Source organism: Chengkuizengella sp. SCS-71B, from assembly GCF_040100845.1.
Taxonomy (GTDB): domain Bacteria; phylum Bacillota; class Bacilli; order Paenibacillales; family KCTC-33759; genus Chengkuizengella.
Genome location: NZ_JAZHSH010000001.1, coordinates 3,304,373 through 3,321,985, shown reverse-complemented (window position 1 = coordinate 3,321,985; position 17,613 = coordinate 3,304,373). Strand labels below are relative to the sequence as shown.

The window sequence follows — 17,613 nt, the reverse complement described above, 5'->3', positions numbered from 1 at the left end:
CTTTGACTTTCCTATTCATATGGGATTGGAAAAGAAGGTTTTTGAATGGTAAAATAAAATTCATCGAATTCAAAGTGAGGAATCATTTATGCATAATTGGTACGAAGAAAGCTTCGGTGAAGATTATTTAATCGTTTATAAACATAGAAATTTACAAAATGCTTATGATGAAGTAAAAAAAATGATCGAATGGTTGCATTTGCCTGCAAAATCATCTGTTTTTGATTTATGTTGTGGTATGGGAAGACACTCAATGGCTTTATCAGAATTTGGGTATACAGTTACTGGGATGGATTTATCAAATGTATTACTTTATGAAGCAAAAAAACTAGACAAGGATAAGAAAGTGTCTTGGATTCATGGAGATATGCGAAAGATTCCAACAAATGAATCTTTTGATGCAGTAGTAAATTTATTTACTTCTTTTGGCTATTTTGAATCAGATCATGAAAACAGTAAGGTTTTAATAGAATTGAGTCGTATTTTAAAACCAAATGGGAAATTTATTATTGATTTTTTGAATGCTAATGTTGTAAAAGAACAGCTGGTTCCCTATTCAGAACGTTTTTCAGAGGGAGTAAAAATTGAAGAATATCGTTTTATTGAACAGGGATTTGTAAAGAAACGTATTATCATTACAGATGAAAATCAAAAACGTACATATATCGAAAAGGTAAAACTATACGATTTACCATTATTTAAACATATGATATCTTCTGCCAAATTACAGTTAGATTACGTATTTGGGAATTATGACCAGACTCCATTTGATGAGAAGACGTCTCCACGTCTTATTTTGGTAGGTCACAAACCAGATTAATCTTCAGCTCCATGCTTTGAATGTGCGATTCGACTGCTCGCAGCAGCAGCGATCGCACCTATGATATCATCTAAAAATGTATGTATAGGTTGATCATATTTATCATTTAACTTTTTAAGAATGCCAGGTTTTATCTTGTCAATATATCCAAAATTAGTAAAACCAATGCTGCCATAAACATTCACTATGGATAAAGCTAAAATTTCATCACATCCATATAACCCCTCGTCATTTTCTATCATTTCTAATAAAGGAGATTCCAATTTCTTTTGTTCAGCCAATATATCTAATTGAATTCCAGTTAAAATTGCATTTTGTACTTCGCGTTTTTGGAGTACCTTTTCTACATTTTCCACACAATACTCAAGTGTTAATTCTGGAAAATATTCTTTTTGTAAAACTAAAACTAATTCTGCAATATCCTCTAAGCTAACCCCTCTTTTTTTCAAACTTTCTAAAGTAACTTGTTTTACTTTTTCACTGTCTAATTGGTAAGCCATTAAAGTTTTCCTCCAAGTATGATGTGTATCCCTTATTTTAAACAATACACAAAGGAATTATCCTCTTCCTAATTCTTCTTTATCACAGACAGAGAAAAAAATATGTACCTTATTAGACAAGAATTTTATTTTTCAAAAATGATTGGACAAAATGAAGTATAAATTATAACTAAGCTCGTATACATAGTAGTACAAAACCTAGATGGGGAGGAAAAGTACATGAATCATTACAAATGGTTAAAACAGGTGGCACTCGTGTCACTTATGGTTCTCCTGGCTATCACAGCAGGTTGTTCGTTATGGGATGGTGCAGAGGAAAGTAAAATGATTGATCCACCTCCTAATGATATGATGACCAGTGGGGAACTCAATGAAGATCAAGTTTATAATGATGAGGAAGCAATTGAAAATGTGGCAATGTCTTTATATTTTAAAGATCAATATGGTTATGTCGTACCTGTAACAATGAATATTCCTTATGTTGAGGGAATTGCAAAGCAAAAACTAAGATATATGGTAGAAGATGGACCGATTTCTGAAAAAATACCATATGATTTTACCCCTGTAATACCGAGTGGAACAGAAATATTAGGACTGAATATCGAAAATCAGCTAGCTATTGTGGATTTTTCAGAAGATTTTTTAAACTATGAAATGAATGACGAACGCAAGCTTCTAGAAGCGGTTACGTGGGCATTGACAGATTTTCCTACTGTTGATCAAGTTATTATTAATGTAAACGGGGAAACTTTGAAAAAAATGCCTGCACAAGGAATTCCTCTTCATGAGCCATTATCTAGAGAGATGGGGATTAATATTGAAAAGTCTGAAGGAGTTCCGCTAAGTCAAACATCTCCAGTTACATTATACTTCCTAAATCAAACGAATGATTTGCAAAATTATTATGTACCTGTTACAAGATTAATTCAAAGTCCAAATGATATTATAAAAGCAACATTAAATGAATTAATTAAGGGACCATTTGAGCCATCAGGATTAAATTCTGTAATGATTTCATCAGTTGAAGTCATAAATACTGATCAATCTCAAGATTTAATTACGTTGAACTTAAGTGATCATATTTTAGGTATAGATCAAATGGTATCAGAAGAAAGTTTGCATTCCATTATTTTATCACTTACTGAAAATACGGATGCAACACAGTTTCAGTTTTTAATTAATGATGAAAGTTACAATAAACCAGTAACAATACCCGCCCATATGAATATTTTTGAAATGTAACTAGTACCCACAAAAGTGAAGTAATACCTAATGTAGCTTAATCCGATTACTTTTGCAGGGCCCGAAACATAAAATAACCCCAAAAAGTGAAGTGAAACTTTGAAGCTTATGCCTATTACTTTTCGGGGGCCCCAGGATATAAGCTCCACAAAAGTGAAGTAATACCTAAAGTAGCATAATCCGTAAAGAATAAGCTGGTACCCAATCTATGAAGGATATGCCTTGCCGTCAATATGATTATTAATTGACGGTTTCATTTTTTTGATGGAATCAGAGCTTACGGGTTTAAGTTAAATCAATGTTTTGGTAAAATGAGGTGTATTCTAAATATTAAATTGCATACGATAAGTTCATAACAATATTAGGGGGAACTAAATTGAGAATAGATGGAAGATCAAATAAGGAATTAAGATCCATTAAAATTACAACTAATTTTAACAAATATGCAGAAGGCTCTGTGCTAATTGAGTTTGGTGATACAAAAGTGATTTGTACAGCTAGTATTGAAGATAGAGTTCCACCTTTTTTAAAAGGGCAGGGTAAAGGGTGGATCAATGCGGAATACTCTATGCTTCCTAGAGCCACTCAAACCCGAAATCAACGTGAAGCTGCAAAAGGGAAATTAAGTGGTAGAACAATGGAGATTCAACGTTTAATCGGTCGTTCACTTCGCTCAGTCGTGAATTTAAAGGCATTGGGGGAAAGGACGATTACTCTAGATTGTGATGTAATTCAAGCAGATGGTGGCACACGTACAACTTCCATTTCGGGTGCATTTGTAGCAACTGCATTAGCAATAAACAAATTTTTCAAGGGAAAACAACTGCCCCAGTTTCCACTTACAGATTACTTAGCATCCGTAAGCGTTGGGATTGTAAATGAAAAAGCTTTATTAGATTTGAATTATAAAGAAGATTCTACAGCCAAAGTAGATATGAATGTAGTGATGACAGGTCAAGGCAAATTTGTAGAGATACAAGGAACAGGGGAAGATGCACCATTCTCCAAAGAAGAATTTACACAGTTAGTTGACTTAGCTGAATCTGGGATTCAATCTATTATTCAATTACAAAAAGATGCATTGGGTGACATTAGTACAAAAATAGGTGCAAAATAATGATCAACGAAGAATTTGTAATTGTAGCTACTAAAAATCAAGGAAAAGTTAAAGAATTTGCGAAGTTGTTTCAAAAGTTAAATAAAAAAGTACGGAGTTTAGCAGATATAGATCAAGTCCCAGAAATTATTGAAGATGGCATTTCATTTATAGAAAATGCAGAAAAAAAAGCAAGTATCATTGCCAAGTATCTAAATACTACAGTAATTGCAGACGATTCAGGTTTATGCGTTGATCAATTAAAAGGTGCTCCAGGTATTTACTCCGCAAGATATGCTGGTGAACATGGCAATGATAACTTAAATAATAATAAACTTTTAAATGAATTAAATAATTTAAACATCGAACCTGATGAAAATGGATGTTTAAGTAAAGCACAGTTTGTGTGTGCACTTGTGCTTGTTAATCCTAATTCAAATCAAGTAATCAAAGTTGAAGGAACTTGTGAAGGAAGGATTATAAATCAACCAAGAGGTGAATGTGGTTTTGGTTATGATCCGTTATTTTATTTACCTCAATATAAAAAAACGATGGCAGAATTAAATGTTGAAGAAAAAAATAAAATCAGCCACCGTGCAAATGCATTAAAGAAATTGTACGAAATATTAAAGTGAACTATTTTATACTAATATTATATTTTCTAAGCCATAAATCTACCTGAGCTAAATAAGCAAATAACTGTGGTCCTGACATCAATTGACCAAACCAAGGGAAATGATAAGATTTCACATCCGAGTTGGCAATTTCTTTAATTTTTTTAACATTGATTAGAGATTGTAGTGGAGAAGAAGGATCATCAAGAATTTCCAAAACCCATTTTTTCACTGCTTCTGTGTAATTCGGATTATGTGTTTTTGGATAAGGGCTCTTTTTACGCTGAATGACATCCTCAGGTAGTATTCCTTTTAATGCTTTTCTTAGGATGCCTTTTTCACGATTTCCTGCTATTTTAATTTCCCAGGGAATATTCCATACATAATCTATTAAACGATGATCACAGTAAGGAACACGAACTTCAAGACCCACTCGCATACTCATCCGATCTTTCCTATCCAATAAAGTTGGCATAAAGCGAGTTATATTTAAATATGACATTTGTCTCATTTGTTTTTGCTCAGCAGTTTCTCCTTTTAAATGTGGAACTTCCCCAATAGCTTGTGCATAACGATCTTCTACATACTGTTCTGGACGAATCCATTCTTTTAATTCATCAGATAGAATTTCAAGTCTCTTATTTAGTGTAAGCGACCATGGAAAAGTGTTTGCATTTAATGAATCTTCCCTGTGAAACCAAGGATAGCCACCAAATATCTCATCAGCAGCTTCACCGGATATAGCCACTGTAGCCTGTTTTTTAATTTCGCGACAAAATAAATAAAGTGAAGCATCCACATCCGCCATTCCTGGAGTGTCACGTGCATCCACAACCGCTTTTAAGGATTCAACTAACTCTGGGGTATCAAATTGTATGTTTTTGTGATTCGTGTTTAAAATACTACTCATTCGTTGAATCCAAGGTTGATCAGAATTTGGTTGGAAATCATTTTCTTTAAAATGAATATCATTATCTACATAATCAACAGAGAAGGTATTCACAGTCCCTTGTTTTGTTTTATTATAATAATTTACTGCTATTGCTGTAAGTGCGCTAGAATCTAAACCACCAGATAATAATGTACATACAGGCACATCGGAAACAAGTTGTCTTTCAACTGTATCGATTAATAGATCTTTAATCGTTTGAGCTGTTTGATCTTCATTTTCAAAATGAGGATGTGATTCTAATTTCCAATAAGGATATTTTTTCAAACCATTTTTATCTAATTCTAAACAATAACCTGGTTTTAATTCCTCCATGTTGTTGTATATTCCATGTCCTGGAGTACGAGCTGGTCCAATGACAAATATTTCGGCTAAACCTTCAGCTCCAATTTCTGGTTTGAATGTAGGATTTTCTAAGATGGCTTTTGGCTCTGATCCAAATAAAAAAGTAGAATTATGGTTTGAGAAGAATAGAGGTTTTACTCCTACCCGATCCCTGGCTATAAATAATTTTTCCTGTAAGTCATTCCATATAGCGAATGCAAAAATTCCATTTAAACGCTCAACACATTTTGCTCCCCACTCAATGTAAGAAATTAAAACAACTTCCGTATCACAATTGGTTTGGAATGTATGTCCACGATTTATAAGTTCTTCCTTAAGTTCAAATGCGTTATAAATCTCACCGTTATAAACAATGACAAATGTTTGGTAATCATATTTACGCCACATCGGCTGTGCCCCATTTTCTGGATCAATGACACTTAATCTACGGTGACCAAGAGAGCAATGAGGAGACATCCAAGTTCCGGAAGCATCAGGTCCACGAGTAGCTAATGTTTTTGTCATATCTTCCAGAATTGTTGGGTACTTAGTTAAATCATCATTCCAATTAATCCATCCAGTTATTCCACACATAAGGGTTACATCCTCTCTTTGAAGTCATAATGGTGATATTTATGCTTATTAAATCAACATCGTTAAAACATATGCTGAAAGAACAGTGAAAATGTTATTGTACGAACATCATGAATGAAGTTATTTTGTCTGGATTAAAAAACCTCCGTAACAAGCACACTCTCCTTTACTTTTTCTTATAGGTTTTAAAGCTGAGAATACTCTCGTAATTATCGTATTTGTAAAATTTTCGCTTTCTACATGAGTAATTTGACATACTAGAATATCTCAAGCATCAGAAGTAGTTGCAATATAGTCTTTGGGGTTTTAGTCTATGAAAAATGTATACTAGCACAAGGACACTAGTTCAATCAAAGTAGATTATTTTAACATAGTATATATTACATTATAGTGAAAGGAGGGATTAACATGGGCAGTTATAGTGGAATTGCTACTGGAGCTGGAATTGTTCTAGTGTTATTCATTCTTTTAGTTATTATCTTGTTAGCTTCTTGGAACACTGGATGTCCTACCGCTATATGTAGATGTTGTTGTATACTTCCTGCAGCGTACTAGATCAATTTTAACCCAAGGACCCTTTGCGGTTTGAAATGGTATAATAGCAGACTTTCAAACTAGCAGGTCAAATGTCTATACCAAATGAAGGGTTTGAACATAAAAAATATAAAACTCCTAGTAATTGGAGGGATATATCCACTCATAATATCTCACTACGATGTAAACCTCACTATTTATGTAGTGGGGTTTTAAACTATGAAAAATGTGTACTTGTACTAGGACACAACTCCAAACAAAATAGATTTTCCTTTCATCAAATTGTGCTAGGGGAGGGGAGCAGGAGGGGAACGATTAGTTAACAGAGCCTATTTATTTCAAATATCCGATTTCGCACAAGCAAAATGAGTTTAAGTAGCATACAATATATGGTTTTGCACACTTCTTTAATCTGGGCATATATAAATTAAATAAATATTATTTAAAGAGGTGAAAGGATGCCATCAATTTTAGGTATTGCTAAAATTATTAATGTTAGTGGTGGAGCGAAGGTGCGTGCAGGGGATTCAGTTCAAATCAAACCTGTTGACTACACAGCAACTTATGCTGGTTGTGGTTCTTTTAATACTGGAGATTTACCAAGAGTGAGTAATTTTGTAAGCACAACAAATACCATTGATGCTGATGTAAAAGATCAAACTCAAGATAATATTTTTGGAATAGAGAATAATGTTATGCCGTTTTTATTTATTTAAAATAGAGTAATTGATGTACAGATGAACTGTGCATATCTAGGGTGAATGTAGGCTCTCGAAGCTTAAAAGCAATAGTTTTTAAATGCTAGATATTTTTTTTATTTCTTTCAAGTTATTCCATGCATCTATATTCGATATGAAGTGACTCAATCTCTTGCCATTACTGTTTTTTACTTCGTTGAAGATGTATAAGAACGAAAATCTATGAATTGAGAAGAAACTTATTTTAAAAAGGTTGATCTTATGAGTTTTGAACGAAAAGGCAGATGCGGATTTATGTTCTCCTAAGATATAAGTCCAATCAGGCGTAATCCAATACATAATATATCTTATCTCATCAAATAAAAATGAGGAGGTGAATTTTATGAGACATTTCGATAAAACCAACTGTGATTGCTGCGTCTGTCCGACAATCTATGATAGGAGAGGAGACACCAATTGAAGCTGGATTTTTCAATGCATTTGAAAATGACGTGACAATTAAAGATGTTGGAGGAGGAATTGTCATTGTTTCTTTTGATGCGATGGGAATGACTTTTACAGCAGCTGTATCTAGTTGTAAGATACAATACTTTGGAAGGTTTGATTAATGAGGTTCCTGTTATTAATCGATCAAGGAGCAGGGAAAAAAGGCTTTAAGGAGAGCTTCATATTCACTTAAAAGAAAAGGAATTAAAAACAAATCTACCAGTTTTATCTTTAGTATTAGGGGTAGCAACTGGTATTTTTTATATAGTTCCAGAAGATCCAAAGCAAGCTATACTTGTTGGAATTGTCATGGTTTGGCTGTCAGTGGATTATGGTCAGGTGTGAAGATTACAGTACAGAACTGAGTATAGAGAATTCGGGGAAATATTTTATCCCCGATTAAATGAGATCTATTTAAATTATTAATAAAAACTCGATATTCATTATAGTCTCATATATAGTTTATTCATATTTATTATTGGACTATAGTACTATTGCAATACATGTAATAGTCACAGTAGAAAGATCGTTATTCTGAGTATTGCCTCTGCCATCATTTAATTCACCTACGACACTCGCGGTAACGACATTATCAGCAATAGAATTTAATACAGCCTCTACCTTTGTTAGTAGAATTTCTCTTGAACCGTTCACAGCCCCAAAATTAAGATTAAACCCTTTAAGAACTACTTCAGCACTTAATACTCTACTAGGAAAAATAAAATCGACTGTATTATCATTAAGTCTTACTGTTGCATTTTGAATCATTGTATCTGACAAGATAATTTCCTCCAATTCTGTATTAAATTTAAGAATAAAGGTTGAATAGAACCTTTATTGGTATTATATGGGTTCAAAAAGAGTTTTGACTGGATGTTTGTACTGCTTTATTAAATTGTGCTTTTGCCAGGTGCTGGCAGGTAATGATAGTTTCACAGCTTTAATTAGTTGCTAGTGGATTATGGAGTGGGTACAAAAAATATAGTAGAGAAATAAGGAAAACCTCACTGGCTTAGGTAGCTGTTGAGGATGAGTTCCTTTTTGAGTTGTTGGAAGCCTGAAAAACTTGATTGTTCATTAACTTGTTGTTGGTTCAGTTGAGTAATCCTGTTATTGCACATGAAGAAAAAAAGGCAGTTTCATTAGGGGAATCAATATTTCTACCAACGACAATACCTTCACCAACATTTATTATTTCAACTTCAAATGTATCCCCTTCTTTATTAATAAGTTCAATTTCAACAATTTCACCAATCTTTGACTTAGCTAAATTTGTAATAGGGTCTTCACAACAAGCGCATTCTCCCTTGCTTTTCCTTATAGGTTTAAAGAAACTACCTACATTTGTGAATGTTATAAAATCTTTTACTTGTTCAATAATTACTTACCAACTGCTCTAAAACACACTGCATAGGACAAACACAACAATTACATATGGACTCATCGAAATGTCCCATAAGATTCACTTCCTTTTTATATTTGATGAGTTATTATATGAACCGAATGAATGTAATGATTGGTTATATGTCTAAGGTGTTAAATAATCCGCATTTTTCAGTGCCATTTTGTTGTCTGCTTTAATAAGATACAAGTAAGCACGTTTGGATTTGTCAAATCTGAGAAGAATAAGTTGATATAGAGAAATAACCCCCACAGACTTACGTAGGTGATGGGGATTGAATTTTTTTATAAGATTTAATGTTTTGAGCACTACTTGCGGCAGAGGGAACAGCTCTAGTAATTGTACAGATAGATATTATTAAAGTCTCATCAAGACCAATATCTTGTAGGACAATACCTTCACCAACATTAAGAATTTGACCAACAGTACCGCCAAACTCTCCGATAAATTCTATATCAAATATTTGATCTATTTGAGAATTCAAAAAATTAGCCATAGGATCTTCACAACAAGCGCATTCACCTGTACTTTTTTTAAGTGGCTTTAACTCTACACTAAATGGAAATTCAATAAAAACACTGGATATATTACAAATGGCATAATCTCCTGCTGAAGTAAAAACAATAAAATCTTTAACATCGAATATAGTTACCTCTTCAAAGCTAACAGGAGTCTCTATACCAACTGTTTCACCTATGAATTGCTTCAAAACACACTGCATCGGACAAACACAACAATTACATATGGACTCATCGAAATGTCCCATAAGATTCACTTCCTTTTTATATTTGATGAGTTATTATATGAACCGAATGAATGTAATGATTGGTTATATGTCTAAGGTGTTAAATAATCCGCATTTGTCAGTGCCATTTTGTTGTCTGCTTTAATAAGATACAAGTAAGCAATCAGGTATGGATTAGTCAAAATGTCTATTGGTTCACATAAACGAAAATAGATGCTTCTTTCACTACATTTAGCGGAAGTCCTAGTGCAAGTACACATTTTCTGACTGGACGTGTGTAATGCTATCTTAAATTGTGCTGTTATCAAGGGTGAAGAATACAGTACAGAAATAGGAATAACCTCCCTTGGCTTAGGGGAGGCTGGTGGGGGTTATCGGGGAATAATTCTTGTTATTGCACATGAAGAGAAAATGTCAGTCTCATTAAAAAACCTCCCTACGATAATTCCTTCGCCAACATCTATAATTTCTTCTATAAAAGGGAAAAGAAATGGGGAGATAAACTCAATCTCAACCATTTCACCAATCATTGAATTCGCTAAGTTTGTAATAGGCTCTTCGCAACAAGCGCATTCTAATTTACTTTTCTTAATTGGTTTTAATTTAATGCCATCGGGAAGCGAATTCTGACTGAATTGAGTACCAGTGACTTGAGAAATGGGTATATTTCCATTAGAAGTAAATGCTATGAAATCTTTAACATGGTTAATAATTACTAAATTATTAGCTGTCGGTGTTATAATATTTACATCATCAACACCTACTAATTGTTCCAAAACATACTGCATAGGAAAGACACAGCAATCACACTTAGATTCATCAAAAACACCCATTCTTAACACGTCCTTTCAGTTTTTAATAGTGTATTCAAGTTGGGATTACGATGATTGGACGCGTGTACTATACATTATAATTGTGCTCTTGCGTATCCTCCTGTACCTCTTATATAATAAGAACAAATGTTCTATAAGAGGTGATTTTAATGCTTTCCGATCTAGAAAGAAAAGTATTACGAATCCTATATAACTTTTCTCATTCAAAGCGTAGAATGCCAACAATACCCGAACTCGAAATCAAAACAGGTAAAGACGAAAAAACAGTCCGTCGAGTATTAAACGGACTTGTTAGAGGTGGATATATAGAATGTAAAGGTGGTAACACTCAAAATATAAAGATAATAATGACTAGAGATTATGACTCTCCTTTTCGATAATGCTGGAATAACAGATATTGATGGATGGGAATTTAGAATTTTGATTTAAAAATAACTTGGCACGCTTTATAAAATACAAAAGCCTATTTAATAGATAAAAATGAATTTGACTTAGGATAAAGCACATTTTCGTCAAGCAAGTCACTTGTCTATACCAAAATAAAGGGTTTGAATATATAATATATTGGCAGCCTACTATTACGCACTCATAGAATCTCTCTACGGAAACCTCACTATTTATGTAGTGGGGTTTTAAACTATGAAAAATGTGCGCTTGTATCAGAATATGAACCCAATCTGTTCATTTTTTACATTAGGTTGATTTATGTTAAAATTGAATTCATAACTATGATGAGGCTGCGAACCTGTAGTCATAGTTTAAATGATGTGTAACAAGGTAAAAGATTGTCTTCAACAATTTGTTTACACATGCGATGGTTGCAACCTTATGATATTTGTTATAGGGTTGCATTTTTAATTTGTCATAGTAATCTATGAAGTGATTCTGACCTAATCGCCTTAACTTAATCATATTTTGAATAATAATGTATAACAGTTTCCTGAGATGTTTATTCCCCCGATTATTTATTTTATCTTTGGTAGCCATCATAAGTACAATTTCATTTGGTAGCTGAGCGACAGTCATTATTTGAACCTCCTTCACTTAATAAAGCTTAGTATAACTAATCATATATTTTTTATTATAAAAGGAATTGGTGTGGTTGATCGTTTTAGGAGGTTGAACTATAGTACAGCATGAGAATTTTAATAATAAATTATAAGGGCTTTTTTGTCATACGTTTGCCACTATATAGTGAGATGATAAATAAAGAGGTGCTAATATTTCAGCGCTCTTTTTATATTCCAGCCCATAGATAAGAGTCCAAGCAACTTCATTAGATTACAGAAAAAATCCCGAGAGGTGTTGTATGTGACAGTGTTGGAAGATAGTAAGTAATGAGATGATTATTTATTATGTGAGATGAACTAAGGGTTAGTGTATCTAAGTTAAAAGAATATGCCTTTAAACTAAAAGAGGGATACAATCATGATCCAATGAAAAGAAAACTTGTGTTATACATTCATCTAAACAAAAGTGGATATTTTATACCTAAGACATACGTCCAATCAGTTTATTAACATCTTGCATACTATATCTTTATTAAATACATTTTATAAGGAGTTGTTTAATGTGGGACATTTCGATGAAACCATCTGTGACTGCTGCGTCTGTCCGATGCAATGTGTATTGGAGCAGTTGGTGGGGCAAGAGGATATTGGTATAGTTACCCCATCTGATGATTTTTTTCTTCAAATAGAGGAAGTAAAAAATTTTATTGTTTCTGGGATAGAAGTATCTGGTGAAAAAATTCACTTTCCCATTTGTAAAATAGTTGCTGTTTGTCCTCAAAATCAAACATTTTCTTTTGATTTAAAACCGATTCAAACAAGTACTAAAGGAGAATGTGCTTGTTGTGAAGATCCTATAACCAATTTAGCCAAGTCATTAAAAGATCAGGTTTCCATATCGATCGACACTACTGAAGGAGATTTTGAAATTGTTACTGGTATTATCTCTGATGTAGGAGAAGGGATTGTAATATTGCAACAGGAGTCATCTAATGTCGCTATATCTAGTTGCGCCATAACTCGAATAAGCGAGATAGAATAAGGTGAATGATCCGAAAATTTTGAAAATGGTTGGTGGTTTTTTGAATTGTGTCAAAAAGTGTAAAAGATTATTGTGTGGTCATTAAAACATTAAACGGAGTGTTGATGAGCGGAATTAAATATCATTCAATATTTTTTAACTCAGGGACCTTTTGCGGTCCTTTTTATATGGTTACTTATCTATGTTATGAGAAATAGCAAAGAAAGAGAGGATAAACTAATTGAGTCACATAAGGAGAGGGAAGGTCAGTTAATTAGTACTTTAGAAAAGTTTAGTGAAAAGTACGACATGATTATTGATGAATTACGTGAATTGAAAGAGAAAATGTCAGGAAGGAGTGAGTTTAAACCCCACTGGCTTTTAGGTAGTTGGTGGGGAAATGGTTCTTCTAGAAGGTCTAGATGGATCATTAAATTGTTGTTGAGTTAATGGAATAACTCTTGTTAATGCACATGTGGAATAGATGTCTAAAAACCCACCACCTAAACTGAGTCCTACGACAATTCCTTCTCCAACACCTAAGATTTCATCGCCAAATGGCCCAGAAAAACTAATAAATTCAAAAATAAAAATATTCCCAATTTCAAATTTAAGCAAATTTGTCATAGGGTCTTCACAACAAGCACATTTCCCTTTACTGTTTTTTATAGGTTTTAAAGCTGATAATACGTTTGTAATAATTGTATTTGTAATGTCCTCGATATCCACATGAGTAATTTGACATATTGGAATATCTCCATCAGTAGTTGTTACAATGAAATCACTAACACTAGTAATAGTTGTAGGAATACTAATATCAGGTGTATCAATCTCCAAACCCTCCACTCCAATCAACTGTTCCAAAACACACTGCATCGGACAAACGCAACAATCACATATAGACTCATCAAAAACACCCATGAAATCACGTCCTTCTCACATTTTTTATTAATGTATTCATTTTGATATTGCTTTGACTGGACGTGAGTACTGTATAAAGAAATATCCGCTAATGCCGGTGTCAATATGTAATCTGAATTAATATAAAAAAAGCAAGCAGTCACAAATGCTTTTATTGAAATATCCCATATATAAAGCTTCTCCATTTAACGGAAGAAGCTTTTGTTTTTTTCCTTCACTAGCTTAGTAGCTGGTAGGGGATATTGTATAATTAGTTGAGTTCAATTCTTGTAATTTGGCAAGTAGATATTGCAGCATTAGAAAAAGTTATTCCAAGATCACTTAAAATTAAAATACCTTCTCCAACTTGTGAAACTTTTCCAGTGACGATATTTCCGTCTGCAAAGGGAGCTATTCCTCCAATAAATTCAAGATTCACTTCTTTTCCAATGAGCTGTTGCAATTCATTTGTAGCTGGATCTTCGCAACAACTACATTTCCCTTTAATATCTTTTTGCACTGGTTTTAGATTTAAATCAATATCAAAAGGAGGTATAGTTCCAACAGCAGTAACATTACATATTGGAAATGATCCTTGACTGGTATTTGCTATAAAATTTTCAACAGAATTAATTGTAACAGGAGTCACTCTAACAGGCGTGGCAATACCCACATCACGTGTAACTAATTTTTCCATGACGCATTGCATCGGACAGACACAGCAATCACAGATTGTTCTATCAAAAGCTCCCATGATTTCACCTCCGTTCATTTTTTATCTAATGTATGTTATGAGTTTTATGGGAGGTTTGACTGGACGTGTGTACCAAGTGTTAAAATTGTACTCTTGCATATCTCCCTGTACCTCTTATATTTAACTTACAGAGGAAGAAGTTAACGTTATATCTCAAAAGTTATCAGATTCAATGGTTAAGTAGATCAGAAATCACAGTTGAGTTGTTCAGAACTTTTGGTCAGAATGAGTTTAAAACTGGAACAGTAACTAAATTTCCCCCCCCCCCCAATTAAGACGCGCATTTATAAAGACAAAATATTAATAGTTATGCTGTAGCTATTAAAACACTAAATGGGCATCGAAACAATTAGGATTAGGAGCTAAATTATGGAGTGGTTCGAAGAATATAGTGCAGAAGTAAGTCTATCCCCCGCTGGCTAGGTAGAATCCTAAAAATCCTGATTGACCGTTAAATTGTTGTTGGTTAGTTGGATTAATCCTTGTTATTGCACATGAAGAAAAAAAGTCAGTTTCGTCTTCAACTTTCCCAACAACGATTCCTTCCCCAACATCTACTAATTTTACTATTACTGCATCTCCAATTGAGATAAATTCAATTTCAACATTTTGACCAATCAATGATTTTGCCACATTTATTATAGGGCCTTCACAACATGCGCATTCTCCATTACTTTTCTTTATAGGTTTTAAATTTACTGGAATTGTTGGATCTAACGTGGCGACTCCAGTAATTTGACAAATAGGAATATCCCCCCCACTAGTAAAAGCTATGAAATTTTTAACTTGGTTAATAATTACACCAACACTTGCAAATGTCGGAGCTGCAATAGTTACATTCTGAACACCAACCAACTGCTCCAAAACACACTGCATCGGACAGACACAGCAATCACACTTAGACTTATCAAAAACACCCATACAATCACGTCCCTTTTATTTTTTTAGTGTATTCAAGTTGGTATTATTATGAGTGGACGTATGTACTGTACTTTAAATATGTGCTCTTGCCTTCCCTTGTGTACCTCCTATGCAATAAGAACAAACGCTCTAAGAGTATAAACTAACACCAGGTTCTAATATGCTATGGGAATCAAGCAGAATGATGCTTCTTCCAGAGCATGTTGAACGCATAATAAAAAAATTTTAATTTATATCTTATTTAATCGTATTCTACCAAAATAAATGGAATCAAAAAAATCCTCTGAAACATTGTTATATCAACGTTCCAGAGGATTTGGTATATGTATTTACCTTGACTCACAAGTATGTAATGGCGTCCCAGGAGAGATACAGTAACCTGACTGCGATGTTATGCTTTCGAGGTTTATGCTTCGACGAACTCTAACGTTCGAATTATCTCTGGGTCTTTATACTTAGAATTGGGACTGAAAAATACTAATCGATGAATATTATCAGGCGAACTATCGAACCATATTTTGAATATATTCATTGTTGCAGAGTCCATTTTAATAACTCTGTTTGATTGTTCATTTTTAGTAGAACCAAACCCTTCATGCATTTTTTTAGTATATCCCCAAGTTTTATTTATGCTTATTTCACTTTTTCTAAAATTAAAGTCTTTTCTAGTTAGTCCAACTAATTCGGCAAATCTTAAACCAGAAGTAAGTCCTAGGAGAAGTAAATAATGTGTTGTAGTTGCTAAGTTATTTTTTAATTCTCTTAATAACCTTTTACTATCAAAATAACTTAGGTGTTTATCTTCTGCTTTTTTGGCTTGTACACCTCCAGATAAGACAACTCCTCGTGTAAAGTCTTTACTTATTACCCCTTCATCAATTGTGTCTTTAACACAAGATCGAATATGTGAATTTAATTTCCTTGTTGTTTCTTTTGTTCTGGTACGTGCGTAGCCATTTAAAAATGCCTGATATGTTCTTTTACTAATTTTTTGGATAGGCATACTACCAAAATGGTCTTGAATGGTTTCGAGTGTGTTTAAGTAACGTTCCATTGTATTACCAGAAATACTTGTTTTATAAAGTTTAAGCCAGTCGGAGAAATACTCATTGAAAGGTTCTGGTTTTAGATGGGGGGTAATTCCTTTCTGTAATTTATCTTCTACTTCTCTTGCTGCAATTTGAAAACACGTATATCAAACTTTATTATACGATGGGAATATCTATGTTATTGGAGGATATAATCTTAGTTATTTAGCTAACGTTGAGACTTATAATCCACAAACAGATACATGGACAGAATTTGCTAAATTGAATCAAGGGAGAAACTATCATCAAATAGTAGTTTTTGATGGGAAAATCTATGCAATCGGTGGACGAGAAGACACTGGTCTTCGTTTATCAAGCACTGAAGTATATGACCCTCACACAAATACATGGACAGAAACATCTAGTTTGAATCATGAAAGGAATGTTCACAGAAGTGAAGTTGTTGGTGATGTGATTTATGCAATAGGTGGGTATGATGGTAATGAAACTCTATCAAGTGTTGAAGCATATTCTCCAGTGTCTAATCCGACTCCTAACATTCCACAAACCCTAACAGCAGAAGCAGGAGATTCACAAGTAACTCTATCATGGATTCTTGTAGAAGGTTCTGACAGTTACACAGTAAAAAGATCAACAACAGAAGGTGGTCCATATGACATCATAGCAGAAGGTGTAACTGAGACATCTTATCTTGATACAGACGTGATAAATGGAACCACTTATTATTATGTTGTTTCCGCAGTAAACGCAGCAGGAGAAAGCGAAAACTCAAACGAAGCATCGGCAACACCAGAAGCATCAGCAAGCGTAAATAACAATAGAGCAATCCTAGTAATTGTATTAGAAAACGGACAAGAAAAAGAATATGATGTAACTATGAGTGAAGTTGAGGAGTTTGTTATTTGGTACCAAGGCAACTTAACAGTAGCTTATGCCATAGAAAAGACAGGTAATGTTGGACCATTCTTAAATAGAACAGATTATATCATTCATGATAATATATTAACGTTTGAAGTAAATGAATATGAATTAACTCAATAATATATTAGCTTAAGGAGAGCCTCGAAAGGGGCTCTTTTTGTCATACGTTTTCCACTATATAGTGAGAGGATAAAACTTAA

19 protein-coding genes and 3 pseudogenes are annotated in these 17,613 nt (G+C 33.5%); 12 read left to right on the top strand and 10 right to left on the bottom strand.

Annotated elements, in window-relative coordinates; translation table 11 throughout:
* Positions 1 to 88: 88 nt before the first annotated feature.
* Positions 89 to 820 (top strand): class I SAM-dependent methyltransferase, encoded by a 732-nt coding sequence (locus VQL36_RS16210; RefSeq protein WP_349250319.1) that lies wholly within the window; start codon positions 89 to 91, stop codon positions 818 to 820.
* Here the strand turns inward: VQL36_RS16210 and VQL36_RS16205 are convergent.
* Positions 817 to 1,320, bottom strand: a complete 504-nt coding sequence (locus VQL36_RS16205) for a phosphatidylglycerophosphatase A (RefSeq protein WP_349250318.1) — start codon at positions 1,318 to 1,320, stop codon at positions 817 to 819. The two genes, VQL36_RS16210 and VQL36_RS16205, sit on opposite strands and share 4 nt — an antisense overlap.
* A gap of 219 nt (positions 1,321 to 1,539) precedes the next feature.
* Between VQL36_RS16205 and VQL36_RS16200 the strand changes: the two genes are divergently transcribed.
* The 3 genes from VQL36_RS16200 to VQL36_RS16190 all read left to right on the top strand — a co-directional run bounded on the left by VQL36_RS16200 (position 1,540) and on the right by VQL36_RS16190 (position 4,293).
* Positions 1,540 to 2,562 carry a GerMN domain-containing protein gene (locus tag VQL36_RS16200; RefSeq protein WP_349250317.1) on the top strand — a complete coding sequence of 341 codons (1,023 nt, stop codon included), beginning with the start codon at positions 1,540 to 1,542 and terminating at the stop codon, positions 2,560 to 2,562.
* A gap of 376 nt (positions 2,563 to 2,938) precedes the next feature.
* Positions 2,939 to 3,679, top strand: coding sequence for a ribonuclease PH (gene rph / locus VQL36_RS16195; RefSeq protein WP_349250316.1), 741 nt, complete (start codon positions 2,939 to 2,941; stop codon positions 3,677 to 3,679).
* Positions 3,679 to 4,293: an XTP/dITP diphosphatase gene (locus VQL36_RS16190; protein ID WP_349250315.1), complete on the top strand. Its 615-nt coding sequence runs from the start codon at positions 3,679 to 3,681 to the stop codon at positions 4,291 to 4,293. The genes rph and VQL36_RS16190 overlap by 1 nt, the downstream gene beginning before the upstream one ends.
* A 1-nt stretch (position 4,294) precedes the next feature.
* Here VQL36_RS16190 and asnB read toward each other — a convergent pair whose 3' ends face one another.
* On the bottom strand, positions 4,295 to 6,139 hold the full coding sequence (asnB, locus tag VQL36_RS16185; protein WP_349250314.1) for an asparagine synthase (glutamine-hydrolyzing): 1,845 nt from the start codon (positions 6,137 to 6,139) through the stop codon (positions 4,295 to 4,297).
* 408 nt (positions 6,140 to 6,547) lie between these two features.
* Here asnB and VQL36_RS16180 point away from each other — a divergent pair, with 408 nt between their 5' ends.
* From VQL36_RS16180 to VQL36_RS16170, 3 genes are all read left to right on the top strand, one after another.
* The gene (locus VQL36_RS16180) at positions 6,548 to 6,694 is read left to right on the top strand and encodes a hypothetical protein (protein ID WP_349250313.1); all 147 of its coding nucleotides are present in this window, start codon (positions 6,548 to 6,550) and stop codon (positions 6,692 to 6,694) included.
* A 437-nt stretch (positions 6,695 to 7,131) separates the two neighbouring features.
* Positions 7,132 to 7,389: a spore germination protein gene (locus VQL36_RS16175; RefSeq protein ID WP_349250312.1), complete on the top strand. Its 258-nt coding sequence runs from the start codon at positions 7,132 to 7,134 to the stop codon at positions 7,387 to 7,389.
* 389 nt (positions 7,390 to 7,778) lie between these two features.
* Complete coding sequence (locus VQL36_RS16170) at positions 7,779 to 7,979, top strand: hypothetical protein (protein ID WP_349250311.1); 201 nt, start codon at positions 7,779 to 7,781, stop codon at positions 7,977 to 7,979.
* Between the two features lie 361 nt (positions 7,980 to 8,340).
* On the opposite strand, the gene VQL36_RS16165 is transcribed toward VQL36_RS16170, so the two are convergent.
* From VQL36_RS16165 to VQL36_RS16155, 3 genes are all read right to left on the bottom strand, one after another.
* Positions 8,341 to 8,637, bottom strand: coding sequence for a hypothetical protein (locus VQL36_RS16165; RefSeq protein ID WP_349250310.1), 297 nt, complete (start codon positions 8,635 to 8,637; stop codon positions 8,341 to 8,343).
* An 878-nt stretch (positions 8,638 to 9,515) separates the two neighbouring features.
* Complete coding sequence (locus VQL36_RS16160) at positions 9,516 to 10,025, bottom strand: hypothetical protein (RefSeq protein ID WP_349250309.1); 510 nt, start codon at positions 10,023 to 10,025, stop codon at positions 9,516 to 9,518.
* A gap of 350 nt (positions 10,026 to 10,375) precedes the next feature.
* Entirely contained in the window at positions 10,376 to 10,837 is a 462-nt protein-coding gene (locus tag VQL36_RS16155) for a hypothetical protein (RefSeq protein WP_349250308.1), read from the bottom strand.
* Positions 10,838 to 10,986: 149 nt separating this feature from the next.
* Here VQL36_RS16155 and VQL36_RS16150 point away from each other — a divergent pair, with 149 nt between their 5' ends.
* The gene (locus tag VQL36_RS16150; RefSeq protein WP_349250307.1) at positions 10,987 to 11,217 is read left to right on the top strand and encodes a helix-turn-helix domain-containing protein; all 231 of its coding nucleotides are present in this window, start codon (positions 10,987 to 10,989) and stop codon (positions 11,215 to 11,217) included.
* A 346-nt stretch (positions 11,218 to 11,563) separates the two neighbouring features.
* On the opposite strand, the pseudogene VQL36_RS16145 reads toward VQL36_RS16150, so the two are convergent.
* Positions 11,564 to 11,815 (bottom strand): annotated as a pseudogene (locus VQL36_RS16145) (IS110 family transposase); the annotation flags it as partial.
* 594 nt (positions 11,816 to 12,409) lie between these two features.
* Here VQL36_RS16145 and VQL36_RS16140 point away from each other — a divergent pair.
* Positions 12,410 to 12,889 carry a hypothetical protein gene (locus tag VQL36_RS16140; protein ID WP_349250306.1) on the top strand — a complete coding sequence of 160 codons (480 nt, stop codon included), beginning with the start codon at positions 12,410 to 12,412 and terminating at the stop codon, positions 12,887 to 12,889.
* A gap of 120 nt (positions 12,890 to 13,009) precedes the next feature.
* Positions 13,010 to 13,210 (top strand): annotated as a pseudogene (locus VQL36_RS16135) (BhlA/UviB family holin-like peptide); the annotation flags it as partial.
* Between the two features lie 39 nt (positions 13,211 to 13,249).
* Here the strand turns inward: VQL36_RS16135 and VQL36_RS16130 are convergent.
* From VQL36_RS16130 to VQL36_RS16115, 4 genes are all read right to left on the bottom strand, one after another.
* Positions 13,250 to 13,789, bottom strand: a complete 540-nt coding sequence (locus tag VQL36_RS16130) for a hypothetical protein (RefSeq protein ID WP_349250305.1) — start codon at positions 13,787 to 13,789, stop codon at positions 13,250 to 13,252.
* 250 nt (positions 13,790 to 14,039) lie between these two features.
* Positions 14,040 to 14,522 (bottom strand): hypothetical protein, encoded by a 483-nt coding sequence (locus tag VQL36_RS16125; RefSeq protein ID WP_349250304.1) that lies wholly within the window; start codon positions 14,520 to 14,522, stop codon positions 14,040 to 14,042.
* Positions 14,523 to 14,927: 405 nt separating this feature from the next.
* Complete coding sequence (locus VQL36_RS16120) at positions 14,928 to 15,443, bottom strand: hypothetical protein (RefSeq protein ID WP_349250303.1); 516 nt, start codon at positions 15,441 to 15,443, stop codon at positions 14,928 to 14,930.
* A 406-nt stretch (positions 15,444 to 15,849) separates the two neighbouring features.
* Positions 15,850 to 16,584: a phage integrase central domain-containing protein gene (locus tag VQL36_RS16115; RefSeq protein WP_349251196.1), complete on the bottom strand. Its 735-nt coding sequence runs from the start codon at positions 16,582 to 16,584 to the stop codon at positions 15,850 to 15,852.
* Positions 16,585 to 16,648: 64 nt separating this feature from the next.
* Between VQL36_RS16115 and VQL36_RS21185 the strand changes: the two are divergent.
* Both VQL36_RS21185 and VQL36_RS16105 read left to right on the top strand, forming a co-directional pair.
* Positions 16,649 to 17,005 (top strand): annotated as a pseudogene (locus tag VQL36_RS21185) (Kelch repeat-containing protein); the annotation flags it as partial.
* 3 nt (positions 17,006 to 17,008) lie between these two features.
* Complete coding sequence (locus VQL36_RS16105) at positions 17,009 to 17,533, top strand: fibronectin type III domain-containing protein (protein WP_413789579.1); 525 nt, start codon at positions 17,009 to 17,011, stop codon at positions 17,531 to 17,533.
* The last annotated feature ends 80 nt before the right edge of the window (positions 17,534 to 17,613 follow it).

What these genes read in the sequence shown, in the direction of transcription:
- VQL36_RS16210 (WP_349250319.1), top strand. Translation starts at nt 89, where the DNA reads ATGCATAATTGGTACGAAGAAAGCTTCGGTGAAGATTATTTAATCGTT.
- VQL36_RS16205 (WP_349250318.1), bottom strand. Translation starts at nt 1,320, where the DNA reads ATGGCTTACCAATTAGACAGTGAAAAAGTAAAACAAGTTACTTTAGAA.
- VQL36_RS16200 (WP_349250317.1), top strand. Translation starts at nt 1,540, where the DNA reads ATGAATCATTACAAATGGTTAAAACAGGTGGCACTCGTGTCACTTATG.
- VQL36_RS16190 (WP_349250315.1), top strand. Translation starts at nt 3,679, where the DNA reads ATGATCAACGAAGAATTTGTAATTGTAGCTACTAAAAATCAAGGAAAA.
- asnB (WP_349250314.1), bottom strand. Translation starts at nt 6,139, where the DNA reads ATGTGTGGAATAACTGGATGGATTAATTGGAATGATGATTTAACTAAG.
- VQL36_RS16180 (WP_349250313.1), top strand. Translation starts at nt 6,548, where the DNA reads ATGGGCAGTTATAGTGGAATTGCTACTGGAGCTGGAATTGTTCTAGTG.
- VQL36_RS16175 (WP_349250312.1), top strand. Translation starts at nt 7,132, where the DNA reads ATGCCATCAATTTTAGGTATTGCTAAAATTATTAATGTTAGTGGTGGA.
- VQL36_RS16160 (WP_349250309.1), bottom strand. Translation starts at nt 10,025, where the DNA reads ATGGGACATTTCGATGAGTCCATATGTAATTGTTGTGTTTGTCCGATG.
- VQL36_RS16155 (WP_349250308.1), bottom strand. Translation starts at nt 10,837, where the DNA reads ATGGGTGTTTTTGATGAATCTAAGTGTGATTGCTGTGTCTTTCCTATG.
- VQL36_RS16150 (WP_349250307.1), top strand. Translation starts at nt 10,987, where the DNA reads ATGCTTTCCGATCTAGAAAGAAAAGTATTACGAATCCTATATAACTTT.
- VQL36_RS16130 (WP_349250305.1), bottom strand. Translation starts at nt 13,789, where the DNA reads ATGGGTGTTTTTGATGAGTCTATATGTGATTGTTGCGTTTGTCCGATG.
- VQL36_RS16125 (WP_349250304.1), bottom strand. Translation starts at nt 14,522, where the DNA reads ATGGGAGCTTTTGATAGAACAATCTGTGATTGCTGTGTCTGTCCGATG.
- VQL36_RS16120 (WP_349250303.1), bottom strand. Translation starts at nt 15,443, where the DNA reads ATGGGTGTTTTTGATAAGTCTAAGTGTGATTGCTGTGTCTGTCCGATG.